This window comes from Sinorhizobium sp. BG8, assembly GCF_016864555.1.
In the GTDB taxonomy this organism is placed as follows: Bacteria; Pseudomonadota; Alphaproteobacteria; order Rhizobiales; family Rhizobiaceae; genus BG8.
The window spans coordinates 1,039,885-1,051,702 of the sequence record NZ_CP044011.1; the positions used below are offsets into that span (position 1 = coordinate 1,039,885).

11 protein-coding genes and 1 pseudogene are annotated in these 11,818 nt (G+C 63.0%); 8 read left to right on the plus strand and 4 right to left on the minus strand.

Features of this window, described 5'->3' with window-relative positions; translation table 11 throughout:
• Nucleotides 1-100 precede the first annotated feature (100 nt).
• The 6 genes from F3Y30_RS04780 to F3Y30_RS04805 all read left to right on the plus strand — a co-directional run bounded on the left by F3Y30_RS04780 (nt 101) and on the right by F3Y30_RS04805 (nt 5,966).
• The gene (locus F3Y30_RS04780; RefSeq protein WP_203425383.1) at nt 101-1,168 is read left to right on the plus strand and encodes a 3-carboxy-cis,cis-muconate cycloisomerase; all 1,068 of its coding nucleotides are present in this window, start codon (nt 101-103) and stop codon (nt 1,166-1,168) included.
• A 132-nt stretch (nt 1,169-1,300) separates the two neighbouring features.
• On the plus strand, nt 1,301-2,473 hold the full coding sequence (locus tag F3Y30_RS04785) for an ABC transporter substrate-binding protein (RefSeq protein WP_203425384.1): 1,173 nt from the start codon (nt 1,301-1,303) through the stop codon (nt 2,471-2,473).
• A 164-nt stretch (nt 2,474-2,637) separates the two neighbouring features.
• A complete protein-coding gene (locus F3Y30_RS04790) occupies nt 2,638-3,504 on the plus strand; it encodes a branched-chain amino acid ABC transporter permease (protein WP_203425385.1) in 867 nt (288 codons plus the stop codon).
• A complete protein-coding gene (locus F3Y30_RS04795) occupies nt 3,501-4,508 on the plus strand; it encodes a branched-chain amino acid ABC transporter permease (RefSeq protein WP_203425386.1) in 1,008 nt (335 codons plus the stop codon). Before F3Y30_RS04790 ends, F3Y30_RS04795 begins: the two co-directional genes overlap by 4 nt.
• Nucleotides 4,505-5,269 (plus strand): ABC transporter ATP-binding protein, encoded by a 765-nt coding sequence (locus F3Y30_RS04800; protein WP_203425387.1) that lies wholly within the window; start codon nt 4,505-4,507, stop codon nt 5,267-5,269. The genes F3Y30_RS04795 and F3Y30_RS04800 overlap by 4 nt, the downstream gene beginning before the upstream one ends.
• Entirely contained in the window at nt 5,250-5,966 is a 717-nt protein-coding gene (locus F3Y30_RS04805; protein ID WP_203425388.1) for an ABC transporter ATP-binding protein, read from the plus strand. The genes F3Y30_RS04800 and F3Y30_RS04805 overlap by 20 nt, the downstream gene beginning before the upstream one ends.
• A 44-nt stretch (nt 5,967-6,010) precedes the next feature.
• On the opposite strand, the gene F3Y30_RS04810 is transcribed toward F3Y30_RS04805, so the two are convergent.
• Both F3Y30_RS04810 and F3Y30_RS04815 read right to left on the minus strand, forming a co-directional pair.
• Nucleotides 6,011-6,361 (minus strand): ArsC family reductase, encoded by a 351-nt coding sequence (locus tag F3Y30_RS04810; protein WP_203425389.1) that lies wholly within the window; start codon nt 6,359-6,361, stop codon nt 6,011-6,013.
• 62 nt (nt 6,362-6,423) lie between these two features.
• Nucleotides 6,424-7,593 carry an amino acid aminotransferase gene (locus tag F3Y30_RS04815; protein ID WP_203425390.1) on the minus strand — a complete coding sequence of 390 codons (1,170 nt, stop codon included), beginning with the start codon at nt 7,591-7,593 and terminating at the stop codon, nt 6,424-6,426.
• 190 nt (nt 7,594-7,783) lie between these two features.
• Here F3Y30_RS04815 and F3Y30_RS04820 point away from each other — a divergent pair, with 190 nt between their 5' ends.
• Nucleotides 7,784-8,650, plus strand: coding sequence for an endonuclease/exonuclease/phosphatase family protein (locus F3Y30_RS04820; protein WP_203425391.1), 867 nt, complete (start codon nt 7,784-7,786; stop codon nt 8,648-8,650).
• Here the strand turns inward: F3Y30_RS04820 and F3Y30_RS04825 are convergent.
• A pseudogene (locus F3Y30_RS04825) lies at nt 8,622-10,081 on the minus strand (phospholipase D-like domain-containing protein). The gene F3Y30_RS04820 and the pseudogene F3Y30_RS04825 sit on opposite strands and share 29 nt — an antisense overlap.
• A 171-nt stretch (nt 10,082-10,252) precedes the next feature.
• Between F3Y30_RS04825 and F3Y30_RS04830 the strand changes: the two are divergent.
• On the plus strand, nt 10,253-10,759 hold the full coding sequence (locus F3Y30_RS04830; RefSeq protein ID WP_203425392.1) for an SRPBCC domain-containing protein: 507 nt from the start codon (nt 10,253-10,255) through the stop codon (nt 10,757-10,759).
• Here F3Y30_RS04830 and F3Y30_RS04835 read toward each other — a convergent pair.
• Nucleotides 10,756-11,814 (minus strand): succinylglutamate desuccinylase/aspartoacylase family protein, encoded by a 1,059-nt coding sequence (locus F3Y30_RS04835; protein ID WP_203425393.1) that lies wholly within the window; start codon nt 11,812-11,814, stop codon nt 10,756-10,758. The genes F3Y30_RS04830 and F3Y30_RS04835 overlap by 4 nt on opposite strands.
• Nucleotides 11,815-11,818 lie beyond the last annotated feature (4 nt).

The window sequence follows — 11,818 nt, forward strand, 5'->3', positions numbered from 1 at the left end:
GGCTCGCGAGCACTCTTGATGTTGGATTGGCCGCGTCCTGTCGTGATAGTCTGGGCCGCTGTCTGCGGCCCAGGATGGATGCCGCCACGAGAAAAGAACAATGACCGTTTCGCCCTTCGACCACCCCTATCTTTCCGGATTGCTCGGAGACGAGGAGATTGCTGCGCAGTTTTCCGTTGTCGCCGAGATCGAGGCGATGCTTGCCTTCGAACGAGCGCTGGCGGAAGTCGAGGCCGTTCACGGCTTGATCCCGGCCGCGGCCGCGGAGCGTATAGCCGAAGCAGTCGCGCGCTTCGCGCCGGACGTTTCGGCACTTCGCACTGCCACCCAGCGGGACGGCGTTGTCGTGCCGGAACTTGTTCGGCAGTTGCGCGCTGCCGTCGGTGACGACCACGGCGCCCATGTGCATTTCGGCGCTACCAGCCAGGATGTTGTCGATACCGGTTTCATGCTGCGGGCAAGCCGCATTGCCCACATCCTCCTCGGGCGCGTCATGGATCTCGTCGACCGTCTGAACGGGCTCGCAGACAGGTTCGGTGCCAATTCCCTCATGGGCAAGACGCGCATGCAGGCGGCGATCGAGATCTCTGCCGCCGATCGCATCGCCGCATGGCGCCAACCACTTGAAAGACACGTGGAGAGGCTTAAGGACCTGCTGGCGAACGGCTTTGCGCTCCAGTTCGGCGGGGCGGCCGGAACACTCGAAAAGCTTGGTCTCGATGCCTCCGCCGTTCGCGCCGGTCTCGCGAATGCGCTCGGTCTCGTGGACGCACCCCAATGGCAATCCCAGCGCGATCGAGTGGCGGAACTGGCAGGCGTGCTCTCGATGATCACGGGCAGTTTAGGGAAGATCGGCCAGGACCTTGCGCTCATGGCGCTTGAGGGTGGGGAGGTCACCCTCTCCGGTGGAGGCGGCTCTTCCGCCATGCCACACAAGCAGAACCCGGTCGCCGCGGAGGTGCTGGTCACTCTCGCACGCTTCAACGCGACACTGCTCGCTGGCGCGCATCAGGCCCTCGTGCACGAACAGGAGCGTTCCGGTAGCGCCTGGACTCTGGAGTGGCTCATCCTTCCGCAGATGGCCGTGTGCACCGGCGCTTCGATGCGACGGGCGGAAGCGGTTCTCTCCGCCATCGAATCCTTCGGTGTTGCAAAAGCCGATTCATAACCTTTGTGTTATGGGAGTGGCCGATAGATTTCATTTTACATTACCTTCTCATCTGTCAATTTTCCCTGCGGTAGCTGGACCACTATCTGGAGTATGTGACCGGCCGCGGGCTGGTCCCAAAGGGAGGAAATCATGAAGAACTTTGCGATCGCCGCGGTCGCGGCCGCTCTTATGGCCGGTGTTGCACATGCCGATACCATCAAGGTCGGCGTCATCGGTCCCTTCTCGGGCCCATTCGCCCTGCAGGGCAAGAATTTCAAGGCCGGTATAGACGCCTACATGGCTCTCAACGGCTCGACCGTCGGCGACGACACCATCGAGGTGGTCTACCGCGACGTTCCTACCCCTGATCCCGCGCAATCCAAGGCGCTCTCGCAGGAACTCGTGGTCAAGGAAGGCGTGCAGTACCTGGCGGGCTACTATTTCACCCCCGATGCGATGGCCGCGACGCCGCTGCTGGAGCAGGGCAATGTCCCCATGGTGGTGATGAATGCCGCAACATCGGCGATCGTGACGAAGAGCCCCTACGTCGTGCGCACCTCCTTCACCACCTGGCAGACGTCAACGCCCATGGCCAAGGTCGCCTTTGACAGCGGCGTGAAGAAAATCATCACGGTGGTGAGCGACTATGGTCCGGGCGTCGATGCGGAGAATGCCTTCAAGGCAGGGTTCACTGCCGCGGGCGGTGAGATCGTCGAATCGATCCGCATGCCGCTTGCGACGAATGATTTCTCCCCGATCATGCAGCGTATCAAGGATTCGGGCGCTACCGGTGCTTTCGTGTTCCTTCCGTCCGGTCCGACGACGCTCGGCTTCGTCAAGTCGTTCAACGAGAACGGCCTGAAGGATGCCGGTATCAAGTTCTTCGCGCCTGGCGATCTTACGCAGGAGTCCGATCTTCCCGCGCTCGGTGATGCCGCGCTCGGCCTGCAGACCACCTTCCATTATGCGGTGTCGCACGATTCTGCCGAGAACAAGAAGTTCGTCGAGGCAGCAGGCAAGGCGATTGGCAATCCAGCCGAACTCTCTTTCCCCGCGGTCGGCGCCTATGATGGGATGCACGTCATCTACAAGATGATTGAGGCGACCGAAGGCGAGCAGGATGCCGCCAAGGCCGTCGAGGCGGTGAAAGGCCTCTCCTGGGAGAGCCCGCGCGGTCCCGTGACAATCGATGCGGAGACGCGCCACATTACCCAGAACATTTACCTGCGTGAGGTTTCGAAAGCCGCTGACGGCACCTACTACAACAAGGAAGTTCAGACTTTCGAGAAGCAGGGCGATCCCGGACTGGCCGCCGCGAAGTAAGGGCGCCCAGCCGGTCGGGCAACCCGATCCCGTTGACATTCTTCCCCTCGGCTTGACGGGGGGAAGATGGCGGCACGCAAGACGGGCGGCTCTGCCGCATCCTCTTCCGGCTTCCGGGACAGAGGGAGTGCGGGCAAAGGATAGACGAATTCAGGACAATCACTATGCAAACGGTTTTCAGCATAGCCATCGATGCTCTCGCCTATGGCATGGTGCTCTTCGTGATCTCCATCGGCCTTTCGGTCACCATGGGGCTCATGCGCGTCGTCAATCTCGCGCACGGTGCCTTCGCGATGATCGGAGGATACATCGCCTCCTATGCGGCGCGTGACCTTGGCATTGCCTACGGCTTTGCCGTCATGATCGCGGTTGCCGGAACGATCCTGATCGCGATACCGATCGAACGGTTTCTGTATCGCCGCATCTATGGTGCCCCGGAACTGACCCAGGTTCTGATGACCATCGGCATCACCTTTTGCATCATCGGCATTGCCAACTACGTTTTCGGTCCGACCCTGAAGACGATTCCGCTTCCCGATGAAATGCGCCAGTCCGTTGGAATAGGCTTCCGTTCCATTGCCGCCCACCGACTGTTTGCGATCGCATGCGGTCTGGTTGTCGCCGTCGGCCTCTGGTTTTTCATCGAACGCACAGCCTTCGGCGTGAAACTGAGAGCCGCGGTCGACAATGCCGCCATGGCGGCCGCCCTCGGGGTGCGGACCCAGATCGTCTACGCGATCAGCTTCGCCGTGGCGGTGGGACTCGCTGCCTTCGGCGGTGTCGTCGGCGCTGAGCTGCTGCCGATCGAGCCCTACTACGCGCTCCGCTACATGGTGACCTTCCTCGTCGTCGTCTCCGTTGGCGGCGCAGGCTCCATTCCCGGTGCGCTCGTTGCCTGTCTGCTGCTCGGCGGCATCGACACCACCGGCCGTTATCTCATGCCGGAATATGGCGAATTCTTCTTCTACCTTGCCGTGATCGTGATCATCTGCCTGTTCCCGCGCGGCCTTGCCGGGAGGCTCAAACAATGACCATTCCCTTGAGCTCTTCCCTCGCCAGCGCAGGGTCCGGCCGCCGCGGGCGCCTCACCCGCGATGGCATCGGCGTTCTCGCAATTGTCGTGATCGCTGTCGGCGGATACTTCCTGTTTCCCAATAACCTCGCGCTGTTGACCCGGATCACCTCGATTGCGCTGCTTGTGCTGTCGCTCGATCTCGTCACCGGCTACTGCGGCGTGGCGACGCTCGGCCACGCGGCACTGTTCGGTGCCGGCGCCTATGGAGCGGGGATCGCAGCAGTCAGCTTCGGCATCACCGATCCGATCGCCATGCTGGCGTGCGGGATCGTTGCGGGGCTGGCCGCCGGCCTGATCTCGGGTGTTGTCATCCTGCGCGCCCACGGGCTTCCGCAACTGGTCCTGTCGATCGCCATCATTCACCTGGCACACGAGGCCGCCAACAAGGCATCCGCCTGGACGGGCGGCAGCGACGGCCTCGCGGGCATATCGCCCGATGCCGTCTTCGGCGTGTTCCAGTTCGACCTGTGGGGACGGACGGCCTACGTCTTCGGGATCGTGCTCCTTGTCGTCATTTTCGTGATCTTGCGACAGCTTGTTCGTTCTCCCTTCGGCATGCTCTGCCGTGGCATCAAGCAGGACCCGATCCGCGTAAGGGCCATGGGTGCCTTCGTTCAGGGAACCCTGCTGAAGATGTACGTGATCTCCGGCGCCGTGGCCGGCGCGGGAGGAGCGCTCAATGCGATATCGACGCAGGTCGTTGGACTCGACAGCCTGTCTTTCACCCTGTCGGCGGAGGCTCTCGTCATGCTGGTCCTCGGCGGCACCGGCTCGCTCTACGGAGCCCTCGTCGGAACGCTTTCCTTCATGTGGTTCGAGGATGTGGTCTCCGCGGCCAATCCCTTCCACTGGCTCACCATCGTCGGCGCCCTGCTGATCGCCGTGGTCCTGTTCGCTCCGAAGGGGCTGTTCGGCACCGCTTCTGCTTTCTTCGCTGCACGCAAGGGGAAGGGCCTATGACGGCAATCTTCGAAGTCCGGAACCTGAAGAAGACCTTCGGTGGTCTTCACGTCACCAATGACGTTTCCATCTCCATGTCGCCCGGTGACCGCGTCGCTCTGATCGGGCCGAACGGGGCGGGAAAGACCACCTTCGTCAATCTCGTGACGGGAAATCTCAAGGCCAGTTCCGGTAGCGTTCACCTCGCGGGCGACGACGTCACGCGGCTCGGCGCAATGGAGCGGGTTCGCCGCGGCCTCGTGCGGTCGTTCCAGGTGACCCGGCTCTTCTCGGAGATGACGCCGGAAGAACATATTGCTCTGGCGATCCTACAGCGCGAGGGACATTCCGGCCGGATGTTCGGAAGCCATCGCGGTATGCCGTCGGTCGTCGCGGAAACCGAGCACTGGCTTTCGACGCTCGGCATCGCGCACCTCTCGGAGCGCAAGGTGAGCGAGATTGCCTACGGCCAGCAGAGGCTTCTGGAGCTGGCGCTGGCGCTCGCCCTCAAGCCGAAGGTCTTGCTGCTCGACGAACCCGCCGCCGGCGTGCCGCAGAGCGATACCGGTCGGATCGAGCAGGCCCTTGCCGAGCTCCCTGCCGACCTTGCCGTGCTGATGATCGAGCACGACATGGACCTCGTCTTCCGTTTCGCCCGGCGCGTGGTCGTGCTTGCCGCCGGCGAGATCATTTTTGATGGATTGCCGGCGGACGTCACCAGGGACCCGCGGGTCCGACAGGCCTACCTCGGGAGCTATGCCGATGACCGCAGCGTCGCTTGAAATTACTGGCCTCAGCGCCGGCTACGGCCAGACGCGTGTTCTGGAAGAGATTGCCTTCTCGGTCGAAGCCGGTTCGCGGCTTGCCGTTCTCGGCCGCAACGGCATGGGCAAGTCCACGTTGTTCGCCACGCTGGCCGGCCAAACCCGTCGCTATGGCGGTGAGATCCGGCTCGGCGGCCAGGATATCACCGGATTAGACAGCTCCTCCCGTGCCTTGAAGGGCCTCGGCTACGTTCCCCAGTCCCGCGACGTCTTCCCCACCTTGACCGTCGAGGAAAACCTGTTCGTCGGGCTGAAGGATCGACCCCGCTCGGCGCTCGAGGAGGCGTACGCGATGTTTCCGCGGCTCAAGGAGCGGCGACGGAACCTGGGGTCGCAGCTTTCGGGCGGCGAGCAGCAAATGCTCTCAACGGCAAGGACGATCCTCGGTCGCCCGTCCGTCTTGCTGCTCGACGAGCCGCTGGAAGGGCTCGCACCTGTCATTTGTGAAGAGCTCATGGCGGCTTTCGGCAAGCTCGCCGCCGAGGGAGCGATGACGATCCTCCTCGTCGAGCAGCGCATCCAGAGCGCCCTCGATTTCGCCGAGCAGGTCATCGTTCTGGAGCGCGGCCGTATTGTCTGGTCGGGCACGCCGGCGGCGCTCGCCGCCGACGAGCATGCGATCGAGACGCTTCTCGGGGTCGGCGGTTTGCACTGACGCCCTGCCGGCGCGGTCCTAGGGCTTGATCGCAGGGGCTGGCGCTAGAGGCCGAAAGCCTGCGCATAGGCATCCGGCTTGAATCCGGCAAAGTAGCGCCCGTCGAGGTCAAGAATCGGTCGCTTGATCATCGACGGCTGGCCAATCATCAGCGCGATTGCTTTTGAGGCGTCCAGATTTTCCTTGTCGGAGTCCGGCAGGGCGCGAAATGTCGTGCCCTGCCGGTTGAGAACGCTTTCCCATCCCAGAGCATCGCTCCAGCGCCGCAGCGAATCGCCGTCGATGCCGGCTGCCTTGTAATCGTGGAACGCATAGCCGATGCCGTGGCTGTCGAGCCAGATCCGGGCCTTCTTCATCGTGTCGCAGTTCTTGATGCCGTAGATCGTGACGGTCACCGATATCTCCTTGAGGATGTCAATGTACGAAGTTGGGTGCGGTTTCCGAAACGGCCGGGCTGTCAGAGGGTCAGGAATTTCTCGATCACCGCATCGACCTCCGCGCTCTTCAGGCCCGCGATGTTGATACGGCCCGACGTCGGCATGTAGATCGCGTGGTTCGCACGCAGCGCCAAAACGTCGGCTTCCTCCAGCGGCAGAAGCGAAAACATGCCTTCCTGCCCGGCGACTGCCGTCAGCGACTGCCATCGCCGCGACATGCCGGCGGCCAGTTTGTCGCGTATCGAGGTGATCCGGCCGCGCATGGAGCTCAGCTCAGAGATCCAGTCAGCCTTGAGCGTGTCGTCTCCGAGAATGGTGCTGACGACGGCCGCGCCGTGGTCCGGTGGCATCGAATAGCTGACGCGGGCGATGAGCGCGAGATTGCTGCGGGCGATGGACGCGATCTTGTCGGATGCGGCGACCGCATAGATCGCGCCGGTGCGTTCGCGGTAAAGTCCGAAGGACTTGGAGCAGGAAACGGCGACAAGCGCCTCGGGCACACGGGTGATCAGCATGCGCAGTCCGGCGGCATCCTCTTCGATGCCCTTGCCGAACCCCTGGTAGGCGATATCGATGAGCGGCAGGAGACCGCGGCTTTCGATAATCTCCGTCAGTTCCTTCCACTGCTCCGGCGCAATTGCCCCACCCGTCGGGTTATGGCAGCTCGCATGCAGCAAGACGGCATCGCCGGGCGCAGCCTTTGCGAGCGCATCGGCCATGCTCTCGAAGAGAACGGCCTGAGAGGGGACGTCGAAGAAGGGATAGGTGGCGATTTCGAGGCCGGCCGCCTTGAAGATGCTGGCGTGGTTCGGCCACGTCGGAACGCCCAGCCAGATCTTGCGGCCACCGGCGCGCACGATGAGATCGGCGGCCAGCCGCAATGCTCCCGAACCGCCCGGAGTCTGCACGGCTGCCGTCGCGAGGCCCCGGCCGGCAGAGCCGGCAGTGAGTTCCCAGAGTCGGTCGAGGAAGACAGGATCGCCTTCGGGACCGACATAGGCCTTGCTTTCCTGCGTTTCGAGCAGCCTGCGCTCGGCCGCCTTGACGGCGCGGAAAATTGGAGTGGCGCCCTGCTCGTCGCGATAGACGCCGACGCCAAGGTCGACTTTGCCTTTCCGGTCATCGGTCTTGTAGAGCCCTATGAGGGCGAGCAACGGATCATCCGGCTGGGGGTGGAGGGCATCGAACATGGGTCTATCCTTCGCATGGACGCGGTCCCGATGGTCTAAGGGAAAAGTGCAGAGATTTCGAGATCCTTCTTCGCGGATGTCAACGCACCCCTGTGTTCCCGTGAAGGCGAGGGGAACCTATATCGGCCCAGAACAGTTGTCGGTGGGGCGACAATCACCATATGCTGACAGGATCGAGCGAGGGAAACCAGTGGACAGCAAGTTTCGTGGAAGACTGAATTCCGCGGCCATCCTGTCGGCCATCCGCAACAGGCAGGGGCATCGTCCGCTGTCGGCGAACAGACGCGCCGGTGATACGGTGATCGCGTCCTACAACGTCCACAAGTGCGTGGGCGTCGACCGGAGGTTCGATCCCGTCCGCACCGCCAGCGTGATTGCCGAGATCGATGCGGACCTGATTGCCGTCCAGGAGGCCGACAAGCGCTTCGGCGAGCGCTCCGGCCTTCTCGATCTCAACGCATTGGAGCGTGAAAGTGGCCTGGTCCCAGTCCCCATAACGGCCCTTTCGAGCACCGGACATGGCTGGCACGGCAACATGCTGATGATCCGCAAGGGGACGGTGCGCAATGTCCAGCAGCTGAAGCTGCCGGGCGTGGAGCCACGTGGGGCGCTCGTGGTGAACCTCGAGTTTGCCGTTGGCAGGCTTCGCGTCGTCGCCGCCCATTTCGGCCTGCTGAAACGCTCGCGTGAACAGCAGGCGAAGGCGATCCTGGCGACGCTCGCCGGCGAGGACTCCGTCCCAACACTTCTGATCGGGGATCTGAACGAGTGGCGCGTCGGCAAGAGATCGTCGCTCGCAAGCCTGCGGCCGGTCTTCGACCCGACGTCCGGCGCCGTGCCGAGTTTCCCGTCCCGCTTTCCGGTGCTGGCCCTCGACCGGGCGCTCGGCCATCCCCATGATCTCGTGACAGCGGTCGAGGCCCACGACACGCCCCTTGCCCGCGTTGCCTCCGATCACCTTCCCATCAAGGCACATCTCGACCTTCAGTCGGTCTGGAAGCGCGACAGGGAGCAGGTGCTATCCCCCGCTAGAGATAGGGTGACCCAAGCCAGGTAATCCGCTCGATCAGCCGACGAATGAAGGGGCGGTTGCGCCACCCGTCAAGGTCGACAACGGTGGCGCCGGCGAGCGCGTCGTGGATCCGTGTCTCGATCTCGGTCGCGAAGGCGGGATCGATCACCTCGATGTCGACCTCGAAGTTCAGCCTGAGGGAGCGAGGATCGAGGTTCGACGAACCGATGTAGGACCATGTGCCGTCGATCACGGTGAGCTTGGAGTGGTTGAACACGCCGGCCGCGCGCCAGATCCTGCAGCCGTGCTTCAGAAGCTGGTCGAACTGGGCCGTCATCGCGAGGTCGACGAGCTTGAGATTGTTGGAGCCGGGAACCACGATGTCGATTGCGACGCCGCGGCGGGCGGCCGTCGCCAGCGCGCTGATGAGTTCCCGATCCGGGAGGAAATAGGGCGACATGATGCGAATGTAGTGCTTGGCGACCGAGAAGGCGCCGATCAGCATGCGCTGGTTCGATTCGAGGCTTCTGTCCGGCCCGGAGGGAATGACGCGGGCGAAGAGGCCGCTGCCGGGCTCTTCTGCAGGCGGGGCGATCTGCCAGGTTTCCACGTTCACCATCTCGCCGCCGGAAAAGCGCCAGTCTTCGTAGGCGATGTGGAACAGGTCTCCGACGGCGGGGCCCGTCACGCGGAAATGGGTGTCCCGCGCCGGGTCGTCCCCCGACATTTCGCCGGAAAAGGCGGCGCGGATGTTCAGGCCGCCGGTGAAGGCCACCCGCCCGTCGACAACGAGAATCTTGCGGTGGGTTCTGAGGTTCGCATAGGGCAGCCTGAGCCCCATCACGATGTTGCCGTTGAAAATCTCCACGGGAATGCCGCGCTTCTGGAGCTCTCCCACGACGCTGGGAATGGAGTAGCGCGCGCCGACAGCGTCGATGAGGATCCTCACATCCACCCCGCGCTGCTTGGCGGTGGCAAAGGCTTCCACGAACCGGAGGCCGATGGGATCACGGTCGAAGATGTAGGTCTCGAGCAGGATGCTGCGTTCGGCGGCATCGATCGCCTCCAGCATCGCCGAATAGGCGGCATCGCCCGTGCCGAGAAGCATGACGTCGTTGCCCGTCGTCATGGGAAAGCGGCCGACCGCGTCACCCAGCCGCTTCATGGCGGTGATCGCGCCACCGAAACGCCGCCGTACCTCGTCGGTCGAAGCGTCGTAGTCCTCGAGGTGGTGCTGGCCGGGGGGATGATGCCTTCGCGCTGGATGTTCAGCGTCTTTCGCCGAATGCGGTTGATCCCGCCGACAGCGTATATGACCGCGCCGAGGACCGGCGACAGGACGATGACACCGACCCATCCGATTGCCGCGCGCACCTCTTCCTTGGTCATGGTCGCGTGGATCGCAGCCGGCACGCCGAGTATCAGCGACAGGACGATCAGGATATGGGGCCAGTAGTCCGTGAACGTCTGCAGCATGGATTGGGTTTGGTCTGGGACGCAAAGAGGTCGGTTTTGAAGATTATTGTGCGAGTATATTGTCAGTTTTTCCGGCAAAGCGAGACCGTTCGACCAAAAAAGTGACGACATTGTTCCAATCGTGCAGGCGTCCTTTCGCGATAGCGCGCGCAAGGCGCCGGGAGGATGACGATGACGGAAGCAAATGTGGAAATCGCCTCGTCCCTGGTATCAAGGATCATCCCGGCGCCCCGCCGAAAGGTCTATGGTGCCTTTCTCGATCCGGGAAAGCTCGCCGGCTGGCTCCCTCCGGGTCATATGAACTGCAAGGTTCACAGCTTCGACCCACGGGTCGGAGGACATTTTCGGCTGTCTCTGTTCTACACCGATCCCGCCGAGGCAGCGCTCGCGAAGTCGAGTGACGAATGCGACACTTTCTGGGGGACGTTCGTCGAGCTTCATCCGGGCCTGCGGATAGTCGAGACGATTCGCTTCGAGACGAGGCTTGCGGAATTCACCGGAGAAATGAGGATCACCGTCACTTTTCACGACGACGAGGAGGGAACCGAGGTGCGCGTTCTGTGCGAGAACATTCCGCCTGGCATTCCTCCCGAAAGCAATGAGGCCGGATGGCTCTCCTCGCTCGACAAGCTCCGGAGGCTTCTGGTCTGCGATGGAACGTCGGGGGGACGCGCTTAGTCCTCGAGCGTTCCCGGCTTGCGGTTCGCGCTGGTGCGCTCGTTGCAGACGATCTTCATGAGGTCGCCGCCGCGGCGTACGAAACGGTCGGATGTGCGTGTGGCAATGAGGCCCGGGCGGGCCGCCCTTACCTCTATGGTGACATCGTCCATGCCGGGACGTGTGACGATCTCTGCCAGAAGGTCCCCGGTCTCGATGCGTTCGCCCACATTGCGATGAAAGAGCACCGTGCCTGGTTCGGCTGCGCGGATCATCTCGATGTTGTCGAGCGGAACGGCCGGTCCGCGATAGGCCGCGAGCGAGACGGCAGGATCAGCCACAACGCCGCGGGAGGCGAGGAAGCGCCAAAGGCCGTCTGCATCCTTCCGGGCCATTTGCGGATAGACGTCACGCGTGCCGCGCAGCTCCAGCGTCACGGCCAGCTTGTCCGTCACCCGTTTGAGTTTCTCCCCACCCCGGCGCTTGAAGGCATAGCCGACAGCCTCCTCGAAGGCAGTGCTCTCGCCGTCGGACAGGAATACGGCTTCCATCTCCAATGCCGAGGCGAGATCGGCCGCATCCGGCCAGAAGACTTCGTCGATATAGGCATACTGCACCGACTCGTCGTCGCAGTGGAGATCGAGCACAAGATCGGCTCCGAGTGCCAAGTGCAGGAGCGTACGTTTCAACCGGTTGGTAGCGGTTAGTCTGGAGAAGTCCTCGAGCAGGCTCTCGCGCTCGGCGAGTGCGACCAGCGGAAACTCCCGATTGAAATTCGTGCGCGAGCCGAGTTCGAAGCGACCCTGCATCTCGCCGAAATGTGACTGGGCGAGGCCGATGGGATTGGCCTGGGGAACGATGGTGATTTCGCCGAGAATGTCTCCCCTGGCCTCGGCCTCCCGCAGCCGCGCGCACAGGAAGTGGATCAGCGCCGTTCCGGGAAGCTCGTTGGCGTGGAGGGCCGCCTGGATATAGACCTTGGGGGCCGAAGCAGAACCGCCTTCGAATGTTACGACCGGCATGCGCCACTCGATGCCCGGCGTATCCCCCGCGATCGCAATCTCGGAGACCTTCAAGCGA

Excerpts from the sequence above, each read along its gene's own strand:
- F3Y30_RS04780 (WP_203425383.1), top strand. The coding sequence starts at position 101 with ATGACCGTTTCGCCCTTCGACCACCCCTATCTTTCCGGATTGCTCGGA.
- F3Y30_RS04785 (WP_203425384.1), top strand. The coding sequence starts at position 1,301 with ATGAAGAACTTTGCGATCGCCGCGGTCGCGGCCGCTCTTATGGCCGGT.
- F3Y30_RS04790 (WP_203425385.1), top strand. The coding sequence starts at position 2,638 with ATGCAAACGGTTTTCAGCATAGCCATCGATGCTCTCGCCTATGGCATG.
- F3Y30_RS04795 (WP_203425386.1), top strand. The coding sequence starts at position 3,501 with ATGACCATTCCCTTGAGCTCTTCCCTCGCCAGCGCAGGGTCCGGCCGC.
- F3Y30_RS04800 (WP_203425387.1), top strand. The coding sequence starts at position 4,505 with ATGACGGCAATCTTCGAAGTCCGGAACCTGAAGAAGACCTTCGGTGGT.
- F3Y30_RS04805 (WP_203425388.1), top strand. The coding sequence starts at position 5,250 with ATGACCGCAGCGTCGCTTGAAATTACTGGCCTCAGCGCCGGCTACGGC.
- F3Y30_RS04815 (WP_203425390.1), bottom strand. The coding sequence starts at position 7,593 with ATGTTCGATGCCCTCCACCCCCAGCCGGATGATCCGTTGCTCGCCCTC.
- F3Y30_RS04830 (WP_203425392.1), top strand. The coding sequence starts at position 10,253 with ATGACGGAAGCAAATGTGGAAATCGCCTCGTCCCTGGTATCAAGGATC.